Source organism: Rhodococcus sp. 3258 (assembly GCF_031456475.1).
GTDB lineage: Bacteria > Actinomycetota > Actinomycetes > Mycobacteriales > Mycobacteriaceae > Rhodococcoides > Rhodococcoides fascians.
In genome coordinates this window covers 57,439-81,127 of record NZ_JAVDUT010000001.1, presented here as the reverse complement: position 1 = coordinate 81,127, position 23,689 = coordinate 57,439, and the positions used below count along the sequence as shown (strand labels likewise).

The 23,689-nt window shown below is 65.9% G+C and carries 22 protein-coding genes; 17 read left to right on the top strand and 5 right to left on the bottom strand.

The genetic code is table 11. From position 1 onward, the window contains the following. The 5 genes from J2X62_RS00385 to tsaD all read left to right on the top strand — a co-directional run bounded on the left by J2X62_RS00385 (position 1) and on the right by tsaD (position 3,852). Complete coding sequence (locus tag J2X62_RS00385) at positions 1-1,014, top strand: alpha/beta fold hydrolase (RefSeq protein WP_027496355.1); 1,014 nt, start codon at positions 1-3, stop codon at positions 1,012-1,014. Beyond that, a complete protein-coding gene (gene tsaE / locus J2X62_RS00380) occupies positions 1,007-1,534 on the top strand; it encodes a tRNA (adenosine(37)-N6)-threonylcarbamoyltransferase complex ATPase subunit type 1 TsaE (protein ID WP_032383655.1) in 528 nt (175 codons plus the stop codon). Before J2X62_RS00385 ends, tsaE begins: the two co-directional genes overlap by 8 nt. Positions 1,535-1,658: 124 nt before the next feature. Beyond that, positions 1,659-2,333 carry a tRNA (adenosine(37)-N6)-threonylcarbamoyltransferase complex dimerization subunit type 1 TsaB gene (gene tsaB / locus J2X62_RS00375; RefSeq protein ID WP_310179201.1) on the top strand — a complete coding sequence of 225 codons (675 nt, stop codon included), beginning with the start codon at positions 1,659-1,661 and terminating at the stop codon, positions 2,331-2,333. Further along, complete coding sequence (gene rimI / locus J2X62_RS00370; protein ID WP_027496358.1) at positions 2,330-2,818, top strand: ribosomal protein S18-alanine N-acetyltransferase; 489 nt, start codon at positions 2,330-2,332, stop codon at positions 2,816-2,818. Before tsaB ends, rimI begins: the two co-directional genes overlap by 4 nt. After that, positions 2,815-3,852, top strand: a complete 1,038-nt coding sequence (tsaD, locus tag J2X62_RS00365; protein ID WP_094650135.1) for a tRNA (adenosine(37)-N6)-threonylcarbamoyltransferase complex transferase subunit TsaD — start codon at positions 2,815-2,817, stop codon at positions 3,850-3,852. The genes rimI and tsaD overlap by 4 nt, the downstream gene beginning before the upstream one ends. On the opposite strand, the gene J2X62_RS00360 is transcribed toward tsaD, so the two are convergent. Beyond that, positions 3,837-5,522 (bottom strand): Hsp70 family protein, encoded by a 1,686-nt coding sequence (locus J2X62_RS00360; protein WP_310176108.1) that lies wholly within the window; start codon positions 5,520-5,522, stop codon positions 3,837-3,839. The genes tsaD and J2X62_RS00360 overlap by 16 nt on opposite strands. A 521-nt stretch (positions 5,523-6,043) precedes the next feature. Between J2X62_RS00360 and groES the strand changes: the two genes are divergently transcribed. Both groES and groL read left to right on the top strand, forming a co-directional pair. After that, positions 6,044-6,343, top strand: a complete 300-nt coding sequence (gene groES, locus J2X62_RS00355; protein WP_008718149.1) for a co-chaperone GroES — start codon at positions 6,044-6,046, stop codon at positions 6,341-6,343. Positions 6,344-6,441: 98 nt separating this feature from the next. After that, complete coding sequence (gene groL, locus J2X62_RS00350) at positions 6,442-8,055, top strand: chaperonin GroEL (RefSeq protein ID WP_027496360.1); 1,614 nt, start codon at positions 6,442-6,444, stop codon at positions 8,053-8,055. A gap of 79 nt (positions 8,056-8,134) precedes the next feature. Here the strand turns inward: groL and J2X62_RS00345 are convergent, their stop codons facing one another. After that, complete coding sequence (locus J2X62_RS00345; RefSeq protein WP_027496361.1) at positions 8,135-8,428, bottom strand: WhiB family transcriptional regulator; 294 nt, start codon at positions 8,426-8,428, stop codon at positions 8,135-8,137. 686 nt (positions 8,429-9,114) lie between these two features. Here J2X62_RS00345 and J2X62_RS00340 point away from each other — a divergent pair. The 3 genes from J2X62_RS00340 to J2X62_RS00330 all read left to right on the top strand — a co-directional run bounded on the left by J2X62_RS00340 (position 9,115) and on the right by J2X62_RS00330 (position 11,680). Beyond that, positions 9,115-9,957 (top strand): hypothetical protein, encoded by an 843-nt coding sequence (locus J2X62_RS00340; protein WP_204857427.1) that lies wholly within the window; start codon positions 9,115-9,117, stop codon positions 9,955-9,957. A 135-nt stretch (positions 9,958-10,092) separates the two neighbouring features. Beyond that, positions 10,093-10,671 carry a sigma-70 family RNA polymerase sigma factor gene (locus tag J2X62_RS00335; RefSeq protein WP_027496363.1) on the top strand — a complete coding sequence of 193 codons (579 nt, stop codon included), beginning with the start codon at positions 10,093-10,095 and terminating at the stop codon, positions 10,669-10,671. Next, positions 10,664-11,680, top strand: coding sequence for an anti-sigma-D factor RsdA (locus J2X62_RS00330; protein ID WP_167329913.1), 1,017 nt, complete (start codon positions 10,664-10,666; stop codon positions 11,678-11,680). The genes J2X62_RS00335 and J2X62_RS00330 overlap by 8 nt, the downstream gene beginning before the upstream one ends. Positions 11,681-11,769: 89 nt before the next feature. Here J2X62_RS00330 and J2X62_RS00325 read toward each other — a convergent pair whose 3' ends face one another. After that, on the bottom strand, positions 11,770-12,174 hold the full coding sequence (locus tag J2X62_RS00325; RefSeq protein WP_027496364.1) for a DUF5319 domain-containing protein: 405 nt from the start codon (positions 12,172-12,174) through the stop codon (positions 11,770-11,772). 300 nt (positions 12,175-12,474) lie between these two features. On the opposite strand from J2X62_RS00325, the gene guaB reads away from it, so the two are divergent. The 4 genes from guaB (at position 12,475) to guaA (ending at position 18,776) form a co-directional block, all read left to right on the top strand. Then, on the top strand, positions 12,475-13,998 hold the full coding sequence (gene guaB, locus J2X62_RS00320; RefSeq protein ID WP_310176082.1) for an IMP dehydrogenase: 1,524 nt from the start codon (positions 12,475-12,477) through the stop codon (positions 13,996-13,998). A gap of 55 nt (positions 13,999-14,053) precedes the next feature. Beyond that, on the top strand, positions 14,054-15,193 hold the full coding sequence (locus tag J2X62_RS00315; protein ID WP_222068054.1) for a GuaB3 family IMP dehydrogenase-related protein: 1,140 nt from the start codon (positions 14,054-14,056) through the stop codon (positions 15,191-15,193). Between the two features lie 188 nt (positions 15,194-15,381). Then, positions 15,382-17,136 carry an FAD-dependent oxidoreductase gene (locus J2X62_RS00310; protein ID WP_094666299.1) on the top strand — a complete coding sequence of 585 codons (1,755 nt, stop codon included), beginning with the start codon at positions 15,382-15,384 and terminating at the stop codon, positions 17,134-17,136. A 50-nt stretch (positions 17,137-17,186) separates the two neighbouring features. Beyond that, positions 17,187-18,776, top strand: a complete 1,590-nt coding sequence (guaA, locus tag J2X62_RS00305; RefSeq protein ID WP_032365606.1) for a glutamine-hydrolyzing GMP synthase — start codon at positions 17,187-17,189, stop codon at positions 18,774-18,776. A 5-nt stretch (positions 18,777-18,781) separates the two neighbouring features. Here guaA and J2X62_RS00300 read toward each other — a convergent pair whose 3' ends face one another. Together J2X62_RS00300 and J2X62_RS00295 are read right to left on the bottom strand one after the other, a co-directional pair. Beyond that, on the bottom strand, positions 18,782-19,039 hold the full coding sequence (locus J2X62_RS00300; protein ID WP_027496370.1) for a hypothetical protein: 258 nt from the start codon (positions 19,037-19,039) through the stop codon (positions 18,782-18,784). Next, entirely contained in the window at positions 19,036-20,436 is a 1,401-nt protein-coding gene (locus J2X62_RS00295; protein ID WP_032371127.1) for a PspC domain-containing protein, read from the bottom strand. The genes J2X62_RS00300 and J2X62_RS00295 overlap by 4 nt, the downstream gene beginning before the upstream one ends. Before the next feature lie 278 nt (positions 20,437-20,714). Between J2X62_RS00295 and J2X62_RS00290 the strand changes: the two genes are divergently transcribed. Genes J2X62_RS00290 through J2X62_RS00280 form a run of 3 tightly spaced genes read left to right on the top strand, consistent with a single transcriptional unit; the run spans position 20,715 to position 23,667 of the window. Next, positions 20,715-21,962, top strand: coding sequence for a sensor histidine kinase (locus J2X62_RS00290; protein ID WP_045842100.1), 1,248 nt, complete (start codon positions 20,715-20,717; stop codon positions 21,960-21,962). Further along, on the top strand, positions 21,959-22,606 hold the full coding sequence (locus tag J2X62_RS00285) for a response regulator transcription factor (RefSeq protein ID WP_027496373.1): 648 nt from the start codon (positions 21,959-21,961) through the stop codon (positions 22,604-22,606). Before J2X62_RS00290 ends, J2X62_RS00285 begins: the two co-directional genes overlap by 4 nt. A gap of 53 nt (positions 22,607-22,659) precedes the next feature. Further along, the gene (locus tag J2X62_RS00280; protein ID WP_310176064.1) at positions 22,660-23,667 is read left to right on the top strand and encodes a MerR family transcriptional regulator; all 1,008 of its coding nucleotides are present in this window, start codon (positions 22,660-22,662) and stop codon (positions 23,665-23,667) included. The last annotated feature ends 22 nt before the right edge of the window (positions 23,668-23,689 follow it).

Below are 23,689 nucleotides of genomic sequence, written 5' to 3'. Positions count from 1 at the left end.
ATGCTGGGATTGCTGGAGAGTCTTGCGATAGTGGTGCGGGAGACGGCGTTTCGATCCAACAAGGATCCGCTGGCGACCGAGAATCTCGACCTGATGGACGCCGATCGAGGCAGTATCGTCACGGCGGACGACGGTGTTCCGCTGGCGGTCCGTGAGGTGGGGCCGGCGGATGCACAACTGACCGTCGTGTTCGTGCACGGATACTGCCTGCGCATGTCGTCGTGGCATTTCCAACGACGTGCGCTCGAACAGCAGTGGGGTTCGAGCGTGCGCATGGTGTTCTACGACCAGCGCGGTCACGGCCGCTCCGGGGTGCCCAGTGCAAGCAGTTGCACCATCGGTCAGCTCGGTCTCGACCTCGACGCGGTCATCCGTTCGGTCGTCCCCAAGGGGCGCATCGTCCTGGTCGGGCACTCGATGGGCGGGATGTCGATTCTTTCCATGGCGCGCCAGCGGTCGTCCGTCGTCCGGCAGCGAGTGATCGGTGCCGTGCTGATCTCCACTACGGCTGCCGGCCTCGCACAGACGGGAGTCGGCCGGAGCCTGCAGAATCCGGCGGTCGACGCTTTTCGACTGGCTGTACGCACGTCACCCGGCCTGGTGCAATTCGGGCGAGGAGCGGTGCGCGCCATCATTTCACCGGTGCTGCGCGCGGCCTCGTACGGAACGCGGGTGTCTCCTCGGCTGGTGGCATTCTCGCAGTCGATGATCGACGACACCTCCGTTGTCACCATCGTGAATTTTCTCGAGACCCTCGAACTGCACGACGAGTCGGCGGCTCTGGCGGAATTCGAGAACATTCCGGTGTCGGTGGTGTGCGGCGACGAGGACTGGATCATTCCCTTCGCGAGTTCGGAGGCACTCACCGACGCGCTGCCGAAATCGGAGATGGTGCGGGTGCGTCAAGGTGGGCACCTGGTGCAGTTGGAGTTCCCCGAACAGGTCAACGGTGCGATCCTTCGCCTGGTGGCGCGAGCCTCGGAGCCCAAGAAGAAGCGGTGGGGCGTTGTCTGATTCCGAGAGTCCACCGAACTCCCGGCTCGACCTGCCCGTCGAGGCCGAACTGGCGACGGCGACGGACACTGCCGAGTTCGGTGCTCGGCTCGCGGACATTCTGGTCGCCGGCGATCTCGTCGTACTCGACGGTCCGCTCGGTGCGGGGAAGACCGCGATGACCAAGGGGATCGCGGCGGGTCTCGGGGTGCACGGTCGCGTCACCTCACCGACGTTCGTCATCGCCCGCGAGCATCGACCAGGCTTGCGCCCCAACGGTTTACCGCCTGTCGCTCTCGTGCACGTCGACGCCTACCGTCTGGGTATGACGGGACAGTCCGCGTTCGACGAGCTGGACGCGTTGGACCTCGATACCGATCTCGAGCACGCCGTCGTCGTCGTCGAGTGGGGCGAGGGCGTGGTGGAGACCCTGACGGATCAGCATGTCTCCGTGCGCTTGTCACGCGATCCGGAATCGGACGTCCGAAGGGTGAGTGCTCGACGGGTGAATGGCGATGCGCTCGGCCGCCCACCCGAGTGAGCACCGAAGCCCGGCGCGCCCGTAACGGCACTCGACGAAGCGTGCGATGCGGGTATCCCAGGTTCGTGGTGCCGCGGCTACGGGAGTGCTGGGTGCGGCCACCGGGCGGGTAGCCTTGATCCTCGTGCTCGTACTTGCCGTGGACACCTCGACCCCTGCCGTCACCGCAGGTGTGGTGCGGTTGTCCGACTCCGCTGCCGACGGGGCCGATGTCACCACCGTCGCCACCCGCATCAAGGTCGACGCGCGATCGCACGCCGAGGTTCTGACTCCCCACATCCTCGAGTGCCTGGCCGAGGCCGGCATCGTGGCTGCCGATCTGGCGGCCGTCGTCGTGGGAGTGGGCCCCGGTCCGTACACCGGCCTGCGGGTGGGGATGGCGACCGCGGCCGCATTCGGTGATGCGCTCGGACTGCCGGTCCACGGTGTCTGCAGTCTCGACGCGATCGCGGCTGACGTCGACGAATCCGGATCGCTGTTGGTGGTCACGGACGCACGTCGTCGTGAAATCTATTGGGCACGTTACGAAGCCGGGGTTCGGGTAGCGGGCCCCGACGTGATCGCTCCGGCCGAACTGGAGCACGGAGGTGTCGACGCTGTTGCCGGTTCCGCGCCGCATGCCGCACTGTTCGGGTTGCCGGTGCGTGACGTGCAGGCCCCGTCGCCGGCAGGGTTGGTTCGGGTCGCTGCCACCGACATCGGCAGCGGGGTGCCACCGGGACCGCTCGTTCCGCTCTATCTGCGGCGCCCGGACGCGAAGACACTCGCCGAACGGGCTGCGGAGAAGGCCGTTCGATGACGGTGACGATCGAACCGATGACGGTGCACGACTGCGCACGATGCGCGTATCTGGAGACGGTGCTCTTCGAGGGTGACGACCCATGGTCGGCAGATGCGTTCGTCGCGGAACTGGCTGCGCCACACAATCATTACGTCACGGCGAAGGAGGCCGGCGAGATCGTCGGTTACGCGGGAATCTCTCTGCTGGGGCAACCGAGCCGCGGCGCATTCGTCGCCGGTGAGGCCGAGGTGCACACCATCGGAGTCGATCCCGCGCACCATCGCCGGGGGATCGGCGGACGACTGTTGAGCGAATTGTTGCGCGTCGCCGACGATCACGGTGGGCCGGTGTTTCTCGAGGTGCGCACCGACAACGACCCGGCCATCGAGTTGTACCGACGTGAAGGGTTCGAGATCGTGGGTACCAGGGCGAAGTACTACCAGCCCAGCGGAGCCGATGCGTTCACAATGCGTCGGCCGGAGAAGACGGAGGCTGCCCGATGATCGTCATGGGTATCGAAAGCTCCTGCGACGAAACAGGAGTCGGCATCGTTCGCTGGCGCGACTCGGGTGTGTGCGAGTTGCTGGCCGACGAGGTGGCATCCAGTGTCGACGAGCACGCCCGGTACGGCGGAGTGGTGCCCGAGGTGGCGTCGAGGGCCCACCTCGAGGCCATGGTTCCGACGATGCGCCGCGCTCTCGCCGCCGCCGACATCGATCGTCCCGACGCGGTCGCAGTGACCATCGGACCAGGACTGGCCGGCGCCTTGCTGGTCGGAGTTGCCGCTGCCAAGGCCTACGCAGCGGCGTGGGACGTCCCCTTCTACGCCGTCAATCATCTGGGCGGCCACGTCGCGGTCGACACCCTCGAGCACGGTCCGATGCCGTCGTGCGTGGCACTTCTGGTCTCCGGTGGACACACTCATCTGTTGCACGTCGACGATTTGTCCAAGCCCATCGCGGAGCTGGGTACCACTGTCGACGACGCGGCCGGTGAGGCGTTCGACAAGGTGGCCCGCCTGCTCGGTCTGGGCTACCCGGGCGGTCCGGCGCTCGACGATGCGGCGCGCGAAGGCGATCCGACTGCGATTGCTTTTCCCCGCGGAATGACCGGCCCACGGGACGCTCGCTACGACTTCTCGTTCTCGGGGGTCAAGACGGCCGTCGCCCGCTTCGTCGAGGCCCGTCAGCGGGCCGGAGATCCGATTCCGGTCGCCGACATCGCGGCGTCGTTCCAGGAGTCCGTTGCGGATGTGTTGACGATGAAGGCGGTTCGCGCCGCGACCGACGTGAACGTCGATACCGTCGTTCTCGGTGGAGGTGCAACGGCCAACTCGCGGATTCGCTCGTTGATCGAATCACGGTGCGCGCAACAGGGTTTGACGCTGCGAATTCCGAAGCCGCGGCTGTGTACCGACAACGGTGTCATGATTGCCGCCCTCGGTGCCCACCTGGTTGCCGGGGGCGCGGCACCGTCGGCTCTGACAGCGGTAACCGACCCCGGCCTGTCGGTCGCGACCAGTCAGGTTCCCGGCTGAGCGTCCTGAGCGGGCTCGGAGGTCCGCGGCGCTGCCGTGTCCGGTGACGTCCGGGGTTCGACGCTCTGACCGGACACAGCAGGTGGTGGTGACCAGACCGTCGGCGGAGCGGTCAATTCCGGGGTGGGATCCGAGCCACGGACGACCGTCGTGGGAACGGTGATCGATCCGGTCGGGACTTCCGAGCTTTCCGGAACCGACCCTGCCGAGGGCCGAGGTGTCGGTCCTGGACTGAGCTCGATCGGGCCGGACGGCGTGGTGGGTTCAGAAGTCTCACCCGGGGCCGGGGTCGGCTCGACAGGCGAGCTGGTGGTCGGCGCGGGCGTCGTCGTGGGGTCGGGCGAGACCGGCGTCGACGGCTCGACGGTGACGCTGGTGCCCGCGTCGGGCGACGACGACTCCGGTGCCGGATCCATGGGCCAGTCGATCCGCGGGAGGTCGGGAGCAGGCCGCAACGTCGGCGTGGTGGTCGGTGCGGAGGATGCGGGGAGTCGGGACGTCGGACGCGAGGAATCGGCTGTGGTCGCTGCGGGGCCGATCGGGTCAGCCGAGTAACGGGTCGAAGTCGGCGTATCGCTCGGCGAGTAGCCCTCGGCTGCGGGTCGTCCTGCGTCCCCGGCTGCGACGGGTTCGGTGGCGCTACCGGCAGGAGACACGCTGGGGTCGTCTGCCGGGGTCATCGTCTGCAGCCCGTAGGCGAGGACCAGCCCGCCTGCGACGACGGCCGCCGCGATCGCACCCGAGTAGCGACCCATCCGGCCCGCAGTCCGGCGTGCGGCCGAGACCAGGGGGTAATCGTTGTCGGTCACCGATGCGGCGACGACGGCCGCGCCCACGGCGAGCACGGCATCCGGCTCGGGGAGGCGAACGATGCGTGCATGGAACGTGTCGGCCAGAGACGTGGCCAGCAGCGGGATGTGGGCACCGCCGCCGATCAGCACGATGGCCTCGGGTTCGTGGGTGCTTTCGTCGAACACGCTGCGCACGAACTGCGCTGCCTCGTCGAAGAGGGGCGATGCAGCGGTCTCGAATGCAGCGCGGCTCACGGTAAGCGGTACACCGCTGTATCGCTCGATGCGTGCTTCGTTCTCGTGTGAGAGCAGTTCTTTGATCGCCCGGTACCGCGCCGATCCGATTCCGCGGTCGTCGCGAATGTCGTCTCGCAGATTGTCGAGCGTCATGTTCTGAACGAGGTCCTTGACCAGTGCGTCGAGAACGACGCCGCCGATGGCCTCGGATCGGCCGTAGGACAGAACGACACCGTCGGTCCGGCGGGCCACGGTCACCGACAGTCCACTGGCTCCCAGGTCCACCAGGGCGATGGTGTCGTACCCGTCGACCAGACCGGTGGTGGCCAGATGTGCCGACGCGGCGGCGGCTTCCGGAACGAGCCGAACGTCTCGCGTGGTGTGTGCGAGTGCAGCGCGGATGCGCGCCGCATGTTCTTCGGTTCGGAAGGTGACTGCGATGGAATCGGGCTGTCGGTCGCCGGGAACGAGGGACGCCATCAGCTCGACCGCGGACGTCACGAGATCACCGACATCGATCTTCGCCTGGCGATCCGCCGAGACGGTGCGGTACTCGACTGCATGGCTGCCGTCGGATTCGACGGTGACCAGGGCTGCGCACACGCCCTCGGATCCGGTCGATACACCGACTCCTACCCGCATGGTGTACCTCCGCCCCGTTGTCCGTGTGTGGGAACCGTTCGGTTCCGCCGATGTCGTGCAGTGCCTCTCGTCTGTCGAGTCGTGGCGCGGCTGTCGATCGTTATCGTTCGGACAGCTCCGTTATCGTAACGTTACCGATCCCGTTGCGCGACCGTAATAATCTGCTCGGTCGGTTACTTCGCAGGCCCGGGTGCGGCCTCACCTGCACCTTCGGCAGTGTCGCGGCATCGAGAAAAAAGTGTGGAAATCCCCGTGTCGCGTGCCGAGGCGACCGGTGCGGGTCGGGTGGAAGTGCGATCCGGCCGAGTCGGTCCCCCGAACGCAAGCCTGGCGAACCCAGCCCTTGAGTGCTGGCACTCTCGTGTATAGAGTGCTAGTTGGCACCGAGCGAAGTCCCGGCACCCGCGACGACGGGACCGAGTTTCGTGCCGAGTTTGTCAGGACCGCACGAGAAGTACTTACACACAGCTGTCCGGGGATCCGACCCCGGACGCGTACCCCATAACTTTGGAGGGCTCAACGTGGCGAGCGTGAAAATCAAGCCGCTCGAGGACAAGATCCTCGTCCAGGCCAACGAGGCCGAGACGACGACCGCCTCCGGTCTGGTCATCCCCGACACAGCCAAGGAGAAGCCCCAGGAGGGCACCGTCGTCGCCGTTGGCGAAGGCCGTGTCACCGAGAAGGGCAACCGAATCCCGGTCGACGTCAAAGAAGGTGACACCGTCATCTACAGCAAGTACGGCGGCACCGAGATCAAGTACGCCGGCGAGGAGTACCTGATTCTGTCGGCACGCGACGTGCTGGCAGTCATCGCCAAGTAGGCCACAACGCATCCCGCCCCGGAATCCGATTTCAGTGTCGGTCCCGGGGCGGAGTGCGTTCGATCGAGTTTCTTTACTCGAAGGAGTAACACCGAAACATGGCAAAGCAAATCCAATTCAACGAGGAAGCACGCCGCTCTCTCGAGCGCGGCGTCGACAAGCTCGCCGACGCAGTCAAGGTCACTCTCGGACCGCGTGGTCGCCACGTCGTCCTCTCCAAGGCCTTCGGTGGCCCCACGGTCACCAACGACGGTGTGTCGATCGCTCGTGAAATCGACCTGGAAGATCCGTTCGAGAACCTCGGCGCCCAGTTGGTCAAGAGCGTCGCCACCAAGACGAACGACGTCGCAGGCGACGGCACCACCACGGCGACCGTTCTCGCACAGGCTCTCGTCCGCGGCGGACTGAAGAACATCGCCGCCGGAGCCAACCCCATCGCGCTGGGCACCGGCATCTCCAAGGCAGCCGACAAGGTTGCCGAGGCGCTGCTCGCCGCCGCCACCCCGGTCGAGGGCAAGCAGGCCATCGCTCAGGTTGCCACCGTGTCCTCGCGGGACCCCGAGATCGGCGAGCTGGTCGGTGAGGCGCTCACCCGCGTCGGTGCAGACGGCGTCGTCACCGTCGAGGAGTCCTCGACGCTGCTCACCGAGCTGTCGGTCACCGAGGGCGTCCAGTTCGACAAGGGCTACCTCTCGCCGTACTTCGTCACCGACGTCGACACGCAGGAAGCTGTGCTCGAAGACGCCTACGTCCTGCTGTACCGCGAGAAGATCACCTCGCTTCCCGACTTCCTTCCGCTGTTGGAGAAGGTTGCCGAGAGCGGCAAGCCGTTGCTGATCATCGCCGAGGACACCGAGGGTGAGGTTCTGTCGACTCTGGTCGTGAACTCCATCCGCAAGACGATCAAGGCCGTTGCCGTCAAGGCTCCGTTCTTCGGCGACCGTCGCAAGGCGTTCCTCGACGACCTCGCAGTCGTCACCGCAGGCCAGGTCATCACTGCAGATGTCGGCCTGAGCCTGAAGGAAGCCGGCCTCGAGCTCCTCGGCCGGGCGCGTCGCGTCGTCGTCACCAAGGACGAGACGACCATCGTCGACGGTGCCGGCTCGCAGGACGACATCGATGCCCGCGTCGGCCAGCTTCGTCGCGAGATCGAGAACACCGACTCCGAGTGGGATCGTGAAAAGCTCGAAGAGCGGCTCGCGAAGCTCTCCGGCGGCATCGCCGTCATCAAGGTCGGTGCCGCAACCGAGACCGAGCTCAAGGAACGCAAGTTCCGCGTCGACGATGCAGTTGCAGCGGCCAAGGCTGCGGTGGAAGAAGGCATCGTTCCCGGCGGTGGCTCTGCTCTGACTCAGGCCGCGTTGTCGCTTGCCGACGATCTGGGCCTGACCGGTGACGAAGCCACCGGCGTCGCAGTGGTGCGCACTGCTCTGAACGCACCGCTGTTCTGGATCGCCACCAACGCCGGCATCGACGGTTCCGTCGTCGTCAGCAAGGTGGCCGAGTTGCCGAAGGGCCACGGTTTCAACGCCGCGACCCTGACGTACGGCGACCTGCTTGCCGACGGTGTGGTGGATCCGGTGAAGGTGACCCGATCTGCCGTGGTCAACGCCGCATCCGTCGCGCGCATGATCCTGACGACGGAGAGCTCCATCGTCGAGAAGCCCGAAGAGGAGTCCGAGGCCGCAACCGGCCACGGACACGCTCACTGATTTTCGGGTAGTACGACGAAGCCCCCAACCCGAACGGGTTGGGGGCTTCGTCGTGTGTGCAGCTGTGAATGTCGTGTGCTCAGACCGCGATGCGACGGCGGTTGTGCCGGGCGTGCAATTCGCGCTCCGTCTCGGACATCCCTCCCCAGATGCCGTACGGCTCGCTGACGTTGAGTGCGTGGGTGCGGCACTGAGCGAGTACCGGACAGCTGCGGCACATCTCTTTGGCGCGCATCTCTCGCTGTGCTCGCGCCCGACCCCGCTCGCCGTCGGGGTGGAAGAACATGGACGAGTCGACGCCACGGCACAGGCCGTGCATCTGCCAATCCCAAATATCGGCGTTCGGCCCAGGGAGGTGATTCGGCTGCGGCATGGAAACTCCTAGGGTGGTGTGGCTTCGACGGATTCGTGATCCGAACAGCGACAACGTTATGTGGGTCGACGAAATCGAGTCAATAGAGCTCGATCGTGGGCAAATGCATAGCGGGAGGGCGAAGAATTAACACGCTCGATATTTACTTCGAACCGCTCGCATGTGTGCGCTTCCGGTTGAGAAATCGGCCGAGTCGGGAGACGATGCTCATGGCACGACGCGGCGCAGGATCGACGGTGACGTGTCGGCGCGAGCCGGTGTCGCTCCGAATTCCACCGCGCGTTTCTCGAAGACCCGCAGCTCGAAGGTGTTGTCGCAGAGCGTCGAGCAGTGGCGGGCCGGGTTCGGCCTCGCTGCACGAGCGGCCGAGCGGATCGAGCGAGGAGTCGGTCGTTGCTGCCGAACAATTCCGATCGGCGGTGTCGAATGTGCCCGACGCATTCTTGTCCGGCTCCGATAAACGACCCGCCGTTTAACCCATTCGCCACACAGCGTTCAGATAACTGTTTCCGAAACAACACCTATTCACATTGTTAATTCTGTGAAAACTGCAGCGGCGTCCCGAAAGGTCGTCGTGAATGCGACAGCCGTCCGGCGCGACATTCGCATTCGTGCGTTGCGTGTCCGTCGTTCTCGGTCGGCCCACTCGCGTGCCTGCAGTCCGTCCGTGGCCATACCCTGACGTCGTGCACAGTGTTTCGAAGTCCTCGCCCGTCACCGGAGAGCCCGATTGCATCGGGCTCTCGCTGAAAAAGGCGGCGTTCGGAGCAGACCCCGGTCGAACCGACCTACCGGCGGCTACCGATGCGCGGCAGAGTTGGTGCCGCGGCGTCGCACTGGCCGGCCAGGGTCGGTACAACGCTGCCCGGGTCGAGCTCCGGCGGTTCCGGCCGACGTCGCAGGCGCTCGAGTCCCTGTACGAGTCGACCAGGGCGTCATGGCTACGCCAGGTCGGTCGGCACCGGCTCGCCCGCGGGTTCGACGGGAGGGCGGTGTTCCTGATCGGGCTCACCGGCGAGGCGCGAACGACGGACGCGGTGGAGGCGCGCAGTGATGCGCTGGTCGGATTGGCGGCGGATGCACTGGGGACCGGCCGATTCGGGTTCGCGGATGCGTTCCTGGCGCGCAACGCAGAGCTGCTCTCGGTGCGTGGCGGGTCGGATCTGTGGCGTCCGGCGCTGCGCGCGCACTGGGTGGCAGCCGAGCTGGCAATGATGCGTGGGGACGGCTCGGGAGCGCTCCGACACGCCGAGTCTGCTCGCGCACTTGCCGACGACACCGATTCGTTACGGCATCGCATCAAAACCGATCTGGTGATGGCCGCTGCCCTGAGCTGCGCCGGTGCGACCGAGCGCGCACGTGCAGGAGCCGTCGACGTGGCCTGCGCTGCGGCGATGCACGGTTTACTGCCCCTGCGCTGGGCCGCGACGATGCTGTGCGAAGGAACCGGGGGAGCGGATCCGAACATGGTTCCGGCGCGCGACCTGGGAGCCGCACTCGAACGACTGGGTGGATCCGCGGTCGGTTGACCTGGACCGTAGCCGCACACGGACCGAGCGGTTCGATTGTGGGCCGTCGGTATCGCTATCCTTGGTTCGTTCCACCACCACGTGGAAGCGCTCCCAGGCGGGTGCGTACCTGTAACGCGGGGAAATTTGTCGACGATGAACAGTGCGGGTGAGGAGTTGGACTCTTTCGTCGTTGCCGCAGCGCAAGGCGATCGACTGGCTCTGTCCCGGGTCTTGGAATTCATCCGACCACTCGTCGTCCGGTATTGCCGGGCTCGAGTCGGTTCGGCTGAGCGTGGTCAGCTTTCGGCCGACGACGTGGCGCAGGAGGTCTGTTTGGCAGTCATGACCGCCTTGCCGCGTTACCAGGATCAAGGTCGTCCGTTCATGGCATTCGTGTACGGCATCGCGGCGCACAAGGTCGCAGATGCTCATCGCAGTGCCTCGCGTAACAAATCGGACCCGGCCGCCGAAGTACCAGATGTCGTGTCGACAGAACACGGTCCGGAGCAGCGAGCTCTGGAATCCGAGTCGAGTCGTCAGATGACTGCACTACTGGACACCTTGCCCGCCAAGCACCGCGAGATTCTGGTGCTCCGACTCATCGTCGGATTGTCGGCCGAGGAGACGGCAGCTGCGGTCGGCAGCACTGCAGGCGCTATCCGCGTGGCTCAGCACCGAGCTATCGCAAAACTGAAGAACGAAGTTGTGAGAGCAGGTGAAATGTATGGCTAGGGACAATGGTCACGGTGGCCCCGGTGAGACCCCGCGTCGCGGAATCTCGCGTATCGGAGAGCACGTGACACCCACTGGACCGAAGCAGAACGATCCCTATGCCGACATCGGCGCAGACGGTGGTCCCGTGGACCTCGTCGCCGTTCGTCGTGACGATGCCTTCATCGACGCGATCAGTGGTGACGGACCGATCGCAACCGATGATGCGGACGATTACCAACTCGCGCTCCTGCTCGCCAATTGGCGAGCGGACGTGATCACACCGTCCATGCCGGCCGGTCCTTCTCTCGACACCGTTGTTGCGGCCGTCGAGCGCGAAAAGGTGGCAGCCGACATGGCGCGATCCAGCGCGGCGAACCGCGGGGGCCGGATGCGTCTGTTGCGTCCGCTCGCCGGTGCCGCCGCCGCGATCGCCGTCGTGTTGGGCGGTCTGGTGGTCATCTCGTACAACTCGACGCCCGAGGATCCGCTGTGGAGCGTCAAGTCGGTCGTGTTCTCGGAGCAGGCCGATTCGACTGTCGCGCAGATAGATACGACATCGAAGCTGCAGGAGGCGGAGAACCTTCTGTCGTCCGGCGATGCCGACGCTGCCCGCGCTCTTCTCGACGGCGCATCGAACCGCAGTTCCGCGGTCATCGACGATGCTCAGCGAGCCGAACTCGACCAGTGGCTGGCCCGTTTGCTGCAGGAGTTGCAGGCCATGACTGTGCCGCCCGTAGTACCTCCGATGGGTGCGGCCCCGGCAGCCCCGTTGTCGGTGCCCAGCCAAGCAACTCTGGTTCCGACGGCTCCGGTGGAGACGGTTGCACCGGAATCCACCGCGGTTCCGAGCACGCCGAATCCGGAAACGACGACACCGGTCAGCCCGCCCGTCACCACGAGTCCGAGTCCGACGACCACCGACGTCACACCGACGGTGCTCGACAACCCGAATCAGCCGACGGCCACTGCCAGTGGCAGTTCGTCCGAGAACGGCGACCGCATGTCGGTTCCGTCCGGCGGAAGCTGAGCGACAGGCCCTGTTCGACGACGCAGACCGTAAACAACGAAGAAGCCCGACACGATGATCGTGTCGGGCTTCTTCGTTTGTCTGGGGTCTCAGCTCTCGAAACCGTCTCCGTGCAGAGCGTCGTTCATGGATGCGTCGGCGAAACCACGGCAGTAATCCCACGTGACGTACGCGTCGGGCACCGGGTCGTAGGCCGGCTCGTGCGGGCGCACGGTGCCGTCGACGAGCAGCTGCAGCAGATTCGCACGCAGCATGTCCCAGTCGTGGTAGTGGTCCTGCTGGCAGTCTTCGCAGCACACGACGAGTCCACGGATACCGCGGTGGCCGAGGAGTGCCTCGTAGACAGCGAGGTCCGCCAAGTCTTCTTCTACGGCCAGCCGTTCTTGGGGATCGAGAGGCTGGCCGGGCTCGATTGCATCGAGGGCGGCCGACGGGTCGGCGGGGTCTCCGGCGAACGGATCCGGGGGTAGACCGGGAGGCAGTTGATCGCGCACGCCTCCACGGTACGCAGAACTGGTGGGTCTGCGCCAGCCGTTCGAGTGCGACATGCCGGACGATCCGTACCGCCGGACCCCGTCGGGTCTTCGATTCGGTGCCTCCGAGCGTCCGCAGCGGGAGGCGTGCGCACTGATTGTGCCGCAGGCCGATACCATGGTTCCCGGCGCTGAACAGATGAGTGCAAGTGCCGAAACTCCATCCGTTCTCCAACACCGCACCGCGGTGCGCCTGCGAGCTCTCACCGGCCGCATGCCGCGCCCACGATGCAACCAGGCTCTAGGGAGGGCCAGATTCGTATGAGTAGTCCCGGAGCCCACGTCCGCACAGGCGGCGACGATCCCAACAAGGTCGCGATGCTCGGCCTCACGTTCGACGACGTCCTGCTGCTGCCGGCCGCTTCGGATCTGATCCCCAGCGCCGTGGACACGTCCAGTCAGATCACCCGCGAGATCAGGCTGCGAGTCCCGCTGGTCAGTTCTGCGATGGATACCGTCACCGAGGCGCGGATGGCCATTGCGATGGCACGTGCAGGCGGCATGGGTGTGCTGCACCGCAATCTTTCGCTGCACGATCAGGCGTCTCAGGTCGAGACCGTCAAGCGCTCGGAGGCCGGGATGGTCACCGACCCGGTCACCTGCAAGCCCACCGACTCGCTGGCCGAGGTCGACGCGATGTGTGCGCGCTTCCGTATCTCGGGGCTCCCGGTCACCGACGAGACCGGTGCGCTGGTCGGCATCATCACGAACCGCGACATGCGGTTCGAGGTGGATCAGAACCGTCGCGTCGCCGACGTCATGACGAAGGCACCGTTGATCACCGCGCAGGAGGGGGTCACCGCCGAAGCGGCCCTCGGCCTGCTGCGTCGCCACAAGATCGAGAAGCTACCGATCGTCGACGGCAAAGGCGCACTCACCGGCCTGATCACGGTGAAGGACTTCGTCAAGACCGAGCAGCACCCGGACGCCACCAAGGACCGTGACGGTCGTCTGCTGGTCGGAGCAGCGGTGGGCGTCGGGCAGGATGCCTGGGCCAGGTCGATGACACTGACCGATGCCGGCGTCGACGTCATCATCGTCGACACCGCGCACGGCCACAATTCCCAGGTGCTCGAGATGGTCAGCAAGCTCAAGGCAGAGGTGGGCGAGCGCGTTCAGGTCGTCGGCGGAAACGTCGCCACCCGCGCGGGCGCACTCGCCCTCGTCGAGGCCGGTGCCGATGCGGTGAAGGTGGGCGTCGGACCCGGATCGATCTGCACCACCCGCGTGGTCGCCGGCGTCGGCGCTCCGCAGATCACCGCCATCCTCGAAGCCGTGGCCGCGTGCAAGCCGCACGGTGTGCCGGTCATCGCCGACGGCGGTATGCAGTTCTCCGGTGACATCGCCAAAGCACTCGCCGCAGGCGCGTCGACCGCGATGCTCGGATCGTTGCTGGCCGGCACCGCCGAGTCTCCGGGTGAGCTGATCCTGGTCGGTGGCAAGCAGTTCAAGAGCTACCGCGGAATGGGCTCGCTCGGTGCGATGCAGGGACGCGGGGGAGCGAAGTCGTTCTCGAAGGACCGCTACTTCCAGGACGACGTGCTGGCCGAGGACAAGCTGGTTCCCGAGGGGATCGAGGGACGCGTCCCGTACCGGGGTCCGTTGAACCAGGTCATCCATCAGCTCACCGGTGGGTTGCGCGCTGCCATGGGGTACACCGGGTCGACGTCCATCGAGCACCTGCAGCAGGCTCAGTTCGTGCAGATCACCGCGGCCGGTCTCAAGGAGAGCCACCCGCACGACATCACGATGACCGCTGAGGCCCCGAACTACACCACCCGATAGTCGCGTCGGCCCCTGGTGGCCGAACGATTCGCTCTCGAAGTAGAAAGGTGCGCGCGTGCGCGACCTCGTTGAAATCGGCATGGGCAGAGAAGCCCGCCGCACCTACCAGCTGGACGACGTCGATATCGTGCCGTCTCGGCGGACCCGGTCGTCCAAGGAGGTCTCGACTGCCTGGCAGCTCGATGCTTACCGGTTCGACATTCCGGTGCTCGCCCATCCGACCGATGCGTTGGTCTCGCCTGCGTTCGCCATCGAGCTCGGTAAGCAAGGCGGGCTCGGGGTGATCAACGGCGAAGGGCTGTGGGCGCGGCACGCCGACGTGCAGGCCAAGCTCGACCAGTTGATCCACATCGCCGAGACCGATCTCGATCCCGACGCGCCGATCGCATTCCTGCAGGAACTGCACGCTGCGCCGTTGCAGCCCGATCTGTTGGCCGCCGCAGTGGGCCAGGTGCGTGATGCAGGCGTCACCGTCGCTGTACGAGTGAGCCCGCAGAACGCCCGTGCTCTGACGCCTGCTCTGATCGCGTCGGGTCTGGATCTGCTGGTCATCCAGGGCACGATCATCTCCGCCGAGCACGTCGCGCACGGCGACGACGAGCCGCTCAACCTCAAGACGTTCATCGCAGAGCTCGACGTCCCCGTCATCGCCGGCGGCGTCAGCGATCACCGGACCGCGTTGCACCTGATGCGCACGGGTGCGGCCGGCGTCATCGTGGGCTACGGCTCGGTCGAAGGTGGCACGACCACCGGTGAGGTGCTCGGAATCGGTGTTCCGATGGCCACTGCGATCGCCGACGCGGCGGCGGCACGTCGGGACTACCTGGACGAGACCGGTGGACGTTACGTGCACGTCATCGCCGACGGTGACATCACCACGTCCGGCGCACTGGCGAAAGCCATCGCCTGCGGCGCGGATGCTGCAGTGCTCGGTGCGCCGTTGGCCGTGGCCGCCGAGGCTCCCGGTGGCGGCTGGTACTGGCCGTCCGCCGCGGCGCATCCGTCGATGCCGCGTGGCGCGTTGCTGCCGATGTCCGTGGGGGAGCGTCCGAGCCTCGATCAGGTGCTGCACGGACCGTCGCGTGAGTCGTACGGCTCGATCAACCTCGTCGGCGGATTGCGTCGCTCGATGGCGAAGTCGGGCTACTCCGATCTGAAGGAATTCCAGAAGGTCGGCCTGAACGTTCGGGCCTGACAGAACCCCCATACGACAGGGCGCGCACTCGATCTCCGGGTGCGCGCCCTGTGTCGTTCGTCGGGCATGTCCCGGTAAGCCGACCCTCGGTTGGTGATACCTTCCGTAACAGCTAGAATCGCTTGTGGCGGTAGTCACACAGCAATGTGCATACTGTTCGACAGGTAACGGACGTAGCGGAGGTCACCATGGGTTCAGCTGGACGCGCAACGGATTACGACGTTCTCATCGTCGGTTCGGGCTTCGGTGGAAGCGTCACCGCGCTTCGGCTGGTGGAGAAGGGATACCGCGTCGGAATCCTGGAAGCCGGGCAGCGATTCGAGGACAAGGACTTCGCCAAGAACAGCTGGGATCTCAAGCGCTTCCTGTGGGCACCCAAGCTGGGTCTCTACGGCATCCAGCGGGTGCATCTGCTGCGCGACTGCCTGATCCTCGCCGGTGCAGGGGTCGGCGGCGGATCGCTGAACTACGCGAACACGCTGTACAAGCCGCAGGCACCGTTCTTCGAGGACAAGCAGTGGGCGCACATCACCGACTGGAGCAGTGAGCTCTCCCCGTTCTACGACCAGGCCACCCGCATGTTGGGTGTCGTGCGCAACCCGCACATGACCCCCGCCGACGAGGTGATGAAGTCGGTGGCCGAGGACATGGGCGTTGCCGACACCTTCATCCAGACCCCGGTGGGCGTGTTCTTCGGAGACGAGCCCGGCAAGACCGTCCCGGACCCGTACTTCGGCGGTGCCGGCCCCGAGCGCACCGGATGTATCGAATGCGGCGAGTGCATGACCGGGTGCCGCCACGGAGCCAAGAACACCCTGCTGAAGAACTACCTCGGCCTGGCCGAGCGCGCAGGAGCCGAGATCGTGCCGATGACGACCGTCACCGGTCTCGTTCCCCGATCCGACGGCACCTGGGACGTCGACACCGAGCGCACCGGAGCGCGTCTGCGCAAGGGTCGCAAGACGTACAGCGCTGCCAATGTCGTGCTGGCAGCCGGCACGTGGGGCACGCAGAACCTCCTGCACAAGATGAAGGACACGGGCACGTTGCCGCGGTTGTCGGACACTCTCGGTGAGCTGACCCGCACCAACTCGGAGTCGATCGTCGGAGCCGCGAAGTTGGCGGTCGATCCGAACATGGATCTCACCCGCGGCGTCGCCATCACGTCCTCGTTCCACCCCAGCCCCAACACCCACATCGAACCGTGCCGCTACGGCAAGGGCTCCAACGCGATGGGCATGCTGCAGACCTTGATGACCGACGGCGGAGGAAAGATTCCGCGTTGGCTCAAGTTCGTCTTCGCGCTGATCGCGCATCCGATCCAGTTCGTCCGCGTCGTCAACGTCCGGCACTGGAGCGAGCGGACCATCATCGCACTGGTGATGCAGAACCTCGACAACTCGATCACCACGTTCACCAAGCGGGGCCCCTTCGGCCGCAAGATCTCGAGCAGGCAGGGACACGGTCAGCCCAACCCGACGTGGATTCCCGAGGGCAACGACGCCACTCGGCGCATCGCGAAAAAGATCGGCGGCGTCGCAGGTGGGACGTGGGGCGAGCTGTTCAACATCCCGCTCACCGCACACTTCCTCGGTGGGTGCGCTATCGCCGAGGACGCCCAGCACGGCGTCATCGACCCGTACCACCGCGTCCACGGCTACCCGACTCTCAGCGTGGTCGACGGTGCGGCAGTCTCGGCCAACCTCGGAGTCAACCCGTCGCTGACCATCAGCGCGCAGGCCGAGCGGTCGGCGGCTCTGTGGCCGAACAAGGGCGAGTCGGACCTGCGTCCGGCGCAGGGCCAGCCCTACCAGCGCCTCGATCCGATCGCTCCGAACTCGCCCGTCGTGCCCGTCGACGCACCCGGCGGCCTGCGGCTGCCGATCGTGCAGATCAGGTCCGGTTCGGCGGCCATGCCCGTCGAACATTCGGGTGTCGCGTGAGCGATTCGGGTGCTGCGAGTACACCGAAGCCGTCCCACTAGACTGACCAGGTGACCGACTCCTCTGCACACGATCCCGCACACGCACGGCCGGTTCTGGTCGTCGATTTCGGAGCCCAGTACGCACAGCTGATCGCCCGCCGGGTGCGCGAGGCCAGCGTGTACTCCGAGGTCATCTCGCACACCGCGACCGCCGAGGAGATCGCCGCCAAGGATCCCGTTGCTCTGGTGCTGTCCGGTGGGCCGTCCAGCGTCTACGCCGAGGGTGCACCCGAACTCGACTCCGCTCTGCTCGAACTGGGCGTCCCGGTATTCGGTATCTGCTACGGCTTTCAGGCCATGGCGCAGGCGCTCGGCGGAACCGTCGAGCACACCGGAACACGTGAGTACGGGCGTACTCAGCTCAGCGTCGACGGCGGCCGCCTGCACGACGGTCTGCCTTCCACTCAGCCGGTCTGGATGAGTCACGGTGACGCTGTCACCGCTGCTCCCGACGGCTTCACCGTCACCGCGACCAGTGCCGGGGCTCCGGTTGCTGCCTTCGAGAACGAAGAGAAGCGGATGGCGGGTGTGCAGTACCACCCCGAGGTACTCCACTCACCACACGGACAGCAGGTCCTGAGCCGATTCCTGCACGAGACCGCCGGAATCAAGCCGGACTGGACCGCCGCGAACATCGCCGACGCGCTGGTCGACGCCGTCCAGGAGCAGGTCGGTCCGACGGGCAAGGCGATCTGCGGCCTGTCCGGTGGTGTCGATTCCGCGGTGGCCGCGGCTCTGGTGCAGCGTGCGATCGGTGATCGGCTCACCTGTGTCTTCGTCGACCACGGCTTGCTACGCGCAGGCGAACGCGAGCAGGTGCAGCAGGACTTCGTAGCCGCGACCGGTGCCAAGCTCGTCACCGTCGATGCCGTCGACACCTTCCTCGGCGCGCTCGAAGGCGTGTCGGACCCCGAGGAGAAGCGCAAGATCATCGGCCGCGAGTTCATTCGCAGTTTCGAGGGTGCCGTTGCCGAGGTGCTGGGCGAGAACGCCGAGCACGGTGATTCCGTCGAGTTCCTGGTGCAGGGCACCCTGTACCCGGACGTCGTGGAGTCCGGTGGCGGTTCGGGTACCGCGAACATCAAGAGCCATCACAACGTCGGCGGTCTGCCCGACGATCTGCAGTTCGCGTTGGTCGAGCCGTTGCGTGCGCTGTTCAAGGACGAGGTGCGCGCCGTCGGACGCGAGTTGGGCCTGCCCGAGGACATCGTCGGGAGACAGCCGTTCCCGGGACCGGGACTGGCCATTCGCATCGTCGGCGAGATCACCGCAGACCGACTGGCCACGTTGCGTCACGCGGATTCGATTGTCAGAGAAGAGCTTACGGTCGCGGGCCTGGATCAGCAGATCTGGCAGTGCCCGGTGGTGCTGTTGGCCGACGTGCGCAGCGTCGGCGTGCAGGGAGACGGTCGTACCTACGGTCACCCCATCGTGTTGCGTCCGGTGTCGAGCGAGGATGCGATGACCGCGGACTGGACCCGGTTGCCGTACGACGTGCTGGAAACGATTTCGACTCGGGTGACCAACGAGGTTCCGGAGGTCAACCGAGTCGTACTCGACGTCACGAGCAAGCCGCCGGGCACCATCGAGTGGGAGTAACGGGTTCAGTGCTTTCTGCTGGGACCCAGCAGTAAGGCCGCACCCACCACGACCGCGGCGATGACGAACACCCAGCGGAACTGAACCTCGGCCAGGGCGGTGACGGCGTCCTGGCCGATCAGCGCGGCGATCGCCACGATCAGCGCGGCGAGTCCGGCGAGGAACAACGGAGCCGATGGGCCCTGCCTGCTCGAACTCTGTGCCGCGGTGTCCGAAGAACTGTCTCCGTGGCCGTATTCGGTGTGAATTCCGTTGTCGCTCATTGCTGCACCACTTTCAGTTCTCCGAATGTCGCATCGCCTTCGATCGTCAAGACCGGCGCGTCGGGTCGTGCGTCCTTTCCGGCGCGGACGCCGGGATCACCGCACTCGGCCGAACCGAATTCGGCGTTGCATTTCGTCTCGATGCTCATCGTGCTCGGTACGGTCACCACGGCACTGCCGAACGTCACATCGATCGCCACCGTCTTGTTCTCGGTGAGCGTCAGGCCGGTGAGGTCGAGGTCCAGTTCACCGAAGCCGACGTCATAGGCGGGGGCAAGTGCGGCGGCGGTGGTCGGGGCAACCCGTTGCGCGCCCGACACACTGTCGTCCAGATTCACCGGCCCGACAACCGATGCCAGGATGACGAACCCGGCCAGCGGCGCGCCGACGACCAAAAGGCCGTAGCCCTTTCGGAGAAATGCGCCCAGGATCAGACCCACTGCGATGATCGACAACGCGACGGCACCGACGCGGCCCGGAGTGATCCAGTCGGAACCTGTCAGTGCTCCGAGCCCGGTGGTGACGGCAGCGCCGAGCAATGCAAGGCCGAGAAAGCTTGCCGTCCAACGCGATCGACGTTTACGTTCGATCGGTGCCGGTGGGAAGATGCCGGCCGGTTCGGGGAGGTCCCACGCAAACGGTGCCACTCCCAACGGGTCCCACGACGGAGGTGTCACGGCCTGGGGTGTGGTCGGAACGGCAGTGGCAGAGGTACTTTCGGCACGTGTGCTCTTGGTGAGGTCGACGGTCGGTGCAGTACCGGATTCCGATACCGGCTGTGTTGTCTGTGTTGTCTGCGGTGTCGGCTCGTAGCTCTTGGGTAGCGTCGTGTACGGGGTGTACTGCTCGTACTGGAACTGCGGCGGCCGGTATTGCGCGGCGGACCACTGCTCCGCGGAGGTGGTGGTCGAGCCGAAGGGGGTCGGTGCGTACTGCTGCCGGGTGAATTCCGCTGTTCGCAGGTACGGCGGCGGCTCGGGGCAGCGCTGGTGAAGCAACCACAGTCCGCCGAGCATCGCCGCGAGAGAGATCACGCCGGATCCGCCGAGTCCCACACCGGCCGGACCGAGTGTCGACAGTGCGATCACCAACGCGACCGCCACGACGACGGTCTTGGTCGTCGAATCGGAGCTGTGCCCTCGGCCCACCATGGATTCGACCCCCGAGGCGGAGTCGCCGGCGCGGCTGAGGACCAGCCACGCCGCCAGGTACAGCACGATTCCGGTGCCGCCGAAGAGGGTGGACACGACGAATGCGACCCGGATCAGTACGGGGTCGACGTCGTATCGGTAGCCGATACCGGCTGCTACACCCGCCACGTGTCCGCGTTGCGGCAAGCGGTGCGGACGGGTGCGCCACATCTGCTGTAGCTGATCCGAGACGGTCACGTTGTTCATGATGACCATCGTGTCGGCTCGAACCTCGGAACACATCAGGGATTCCCCTGATCTCGTACCCCGGACTTGCACCCGGGTCTGTTGCAAGGGCGAAAGATCAGGGCGAACCCTGATGCGGTACCGCCCTCGGCCGTGCCAGGATCGTGGGCGTGCACCCTGTCGACAATCCAGCCGTTGACGCCGCCGTCGGCGCGTCCGCCGCGCCCGGTGCTGCGCCGTCGACCCGTCCCCTCCCGCCGCACCCTGTCCTTGCGTCGGGTTCGGCTTCTCGTGCAGCGTTGGAACGTTCGGCCCCCGCACCGTATCGACGCCGCGGAGGCGGTCGTATCGTCGGCGGCGTCGCGGGCGGACTCGCCGATCATCTGGGTGTCGACGTGTTCAAGATCCGGGTGGCGTTCGCGTTGCTCGCGGCGTCCGCCGGTGCAGGGATCGTTGCGTACGGCCTGATCTGGATGTTCACCCCGGTCGGTGACGACACGGCACGCCCGAGCGCTACCGAGCGGCAACGAGCATTGGGACTGGCCGCCATCGGCCTCGGACTCGCCGTCGGGCTGGCCTGGTTGCTCAGTGGTACTGCGGCATCGGTTGTCGTGCCGGTCGTCGTGGTCGTCGTCGGTGCTGCCCTGGTGTGGCGAGAATTCGATGCCGAGGGGCCGCGGACGGCGCTGGGGCTGCCCAAGCAACCGACCGTGCTCAGCTGGGCTCGTGTCGTCGGCGGCGCGACGTTGATCGTCCTGGGCCTGGCCGTGGTGGTGTTGGCCCGCGTCGATCTCGCGTCGCTTCGGTCGTCCCTGTTGGCCGTGGTGGTCACCCTCGTCGGAGTCGGTCTGTTGACGGTGCCGATCTGGTTGCGGACCTGGCGTGCGCTCGGGGCCGAGCGATCGGCGCGTATCCGAAACGACGAGCGTGAAGAGATTGCGTCGCATCTGCACGATTCGGTGCTGCAGACGCTGGCGCTCATTCAGAAGCAGGCGGATCGGCCGCAGGAGGTCATGCGGCTGGCGCGTGGGCAGGAGCGAGAACTGCGCAAGTGGTTGTTCGACGGCGGCGACACAGACAACTCGAGCTTGGCCGATGCGCTCAAGACCATCTCCGGCGAGGTCGAGGATCAACATGGCGTGACGGTCCGTCCCATCACGGTCGGGGACGTGCATCTGTTGCCGGACGACGTCGAATCGGGGCTGTCGCGAGAGAGCTTCACTGCGCTGCTGGGGGCCACTCGTGAAGCTCTGGTCAACGCGGCCAAACATTCCGGTGAGACCAACATCGATCTGTTCGCCGAAACCGAACCCGAGCAGGTCAGTGTCTTCGTCCGCGACCGCGGTACGGGCTTCGACGAGTCTGCGGTGCCAGAGGACCGACAGGGACTGGCCAAGTCCATCCGTGGACGAATCGAACGCCGCGGCGGTTCCGTACAGGTGCGGTCCACAGTCGGTAAGGGAACCGAAGTACGAATCTTCATGCCACGCAACGGCGGGGCTGTGACCACCGAATCCGAATCCAACCATCAGGAGCAGCCGACGTGACCGACCCTTTCCGCGTTTTTCTGGTCGACGACCACGCGGTGTTTCGCTCGGGAGTGCGCGCCGAACTGGGCCGTGAAGCGGACATCGACGTCGTCGGGGAAGCAGGCGGAGTCGCCGAGGCGGTGTCGGGGATCGATTCGACCAAGCCCGACGTGGTGCTGCTGGACGTGCACATGCCCGACGGTGGTGGCGTGGCCGTGCTCAACCGAATCGCCGAGGGCCCGGTGTGCTTGGCGCTCAGCGTGTCCGACGCAGCGGAGGACGTCATCGCCGTCATCCGGGCCGGCGCGAGGGGGTATGTCACCAAGACCATCTCCGGCTCGGAACTGGCCGATTCCGTCCGACGCGTAGCCGGGGGAGACGCGGTGTTCAGCCCGCGTCTTGCCGGCTTCGTCCTCGACTCGTTCACCGGCCGCAGCGCAGCTCCCGAGCCGCCGTTGGATCCGGAATTGGATTCGTTGACGCCCCGTGAACTCGAAGTGCTGAGGTTGCTGGCGCGCGGCTACACGTATCGGGAGATCGCCGAGGATCTGTTCATCTCGGTCAAAACCGTCGAAACGCACGCGTCCAATGTTCTTCGCAAGACCCAACAATCGAACAGGAATGCACTGACGCGGTGGGCGCACAAGCGTCGAATCGATTAGGCCGTCTGCGTTGGGCTTGACCTTCGACCGACGCGAAGCCTCAGGATTTCGGCATGACTGATTCGGACGAAGAATTCCTGACCATCGGTGTGTTCGCTCGCGAGAGCGGGCTGACCCCCAGCGCCCTGCGGTTCTACGACGACTGCGGGTTGCTGGCCCCGGCGTCCATCGATGCACAATCGGGCTATCGCTACTACACCCGCGCACAATCGCAGCGGGCGAACATCATTCGCCAGCTGCGCGAGATCGGGCTCCCACTCGACAAGGTTGCCGCTGCCCTCGACGGCGATGGAACTGCCGCCATCGAGATCGTGGATCGACACGTCGAAGCTCTGGCCGCACAGGCACGGGCGGCAGCCGAGGCAGCAGTGTCGATTCGCCGGCTGTTCGACGAAAAATACTGCACGGCAACGGTATCAGCCGAGGATTTGGCCTCGGCGATGGCGCAGGTCTCGCCGGCGGCCGGGGTGAGCGAAGAATTTCCGGTACTGCAGGGCGTACTGATCGAGGTGGACGGAAGCAGTGTCACCCTCACCGCGACGGATCGGTATCGATTGTCCACGCGCAGTTTCGTTGCGCAGTGCTCGCCCGGCCTACCGTGGTCGCGAATCGTAGCCTTCGGATCCCTCGCGGCCGTCCCCGTGTCGGGCACCCTCGTGCTGACGGCAACCGACGAGTCGATGGTGATCGACTCCGACGGTTCTCGGGTGGCGGTGAACACGGTCGACGGTGAATTCCCCGACTGGCGCACGATGATGGACGGTCTGGCTCCGACTGTGACGAGGGTTGTGCTGCAACGAGATTTCATTCCCGTTGATGGCGGTACCCTGCGCATCGAGGCCGGGCACGACGGTTTCTCGGTCGATGGTGTTCCGGTTCCTGCACGGGTGACCGGTTCACAGAGTGTGGTGTTCTTCGATGCGGCCGTTCTGCAGGCCGCCGTCGCCTCGGCCGTCGGACCGGATCTGATGCTCGATATCGCTGCACCGGATCAACCGATGCTGGTGCGTTCCGCGGTCGACGGCGCTCTGACGACGTTGGTGATGCCGGTTCTCGGCTGAACGGACGGAGTGCGCGGGAGTT

What these genes read in the sequence shown, in the direction of transcription:
- J2X62_RS00310 (WP_094666299.1), top strand. Translation starts at nt 15,382, where the DNA reads ATGGGTTCAGCTGGACGCGCAACGGATTACGACGTTCTCATCGTCGGT.
- J2X62_RS00385 (WP_027496355.1), top strand. Translation starts at nt 1, where the DNA reads ATGCTGGGATTGCTGGAGAGTCTTGCGATAGTGGTGCGGGAGACGGCG.
- J2X62_RS00360 (WP_310176108.1), bottom strand. Translation starts at nt 5,522, where the DNA reads ATGCGGGTAGGAGTCGGTGTATCGACCGGATCCGAGGGCGTGTGCGCA.
- J2X62_RS00300 (WP_027496370.1), bottom strand. Translation starts at nt 19,039, where the DNA reads ATGAGCGACAACGGAATTCACACCGAATACGGCCACGGAGACAGTTCT.
- J2X62_RS00345 (WP_027496361.1), bottom strand. Translation starts at nt 8,428, where the DNA reads ATGCCGCAGCCGAATCACCTCCCTGGGCCGAACGCCGATATTTGGGAT.
- J2X62_RS00280 (WP_310176064.1), top strand. Translation starts at nt 22,660, where the DNA reads ATGACTGATTCGGACGAAGAATTCCTGACCATCGGTGTGTTCGCTCGC.
- groL (WP_027496360.1), top strand. Translation starts at nt 6,442, where the DNA reads ATGGCAAAGCAAATCCAATTCAACGAGGAAGCACGCCGCTCTCTCGAG.
- J2X62_RS00330 (WP_167329913.1), top strand. Translation starts at nt 10,664, where the DNA reads ATGGCTAGGGACAATGGTCACGGTGGCCCCGGTGAGACCCCGCGTCGC.
- tsaD (WP_094650135.1), top strand. Translation starts at nt 2,815, where the DNA reads ATGATCGTCATGGGTATCGAAAGCTCCTGCGACGAAACAGGAGTCGGC.
- rimI (WP_027496358.1), top strand. Translation starts at nt 2,330, where the DNA reads ATGACGGTGACGATCGAACCGATGACGGTGCACGACTGCGCACGATGC.
- J2X62_RS00335 (WP_027496363.1), top strand. Translation starts at nt 10,093, where the DNA reads ATGAACAGTGCGGGTGAGGAGTTGGACTCTTTCGTCGTTGCCGCAGCG.
- J2X62_RS00295 (WP_032371127.1), bottom strand. Translation starts at nt 20,436, where the DNA reads ATGAACAACGTGACCGTCTCGGATCAGCTACAGCAGATGTGGCGCACC.
- guaB (WP_310176082.1), top strand. Translation starts at nt 12,475, where the DNA reads ATGAGTAGTCCCGGAGCCCACGTCCGCACAGGCGGCGACGATCCCAAC.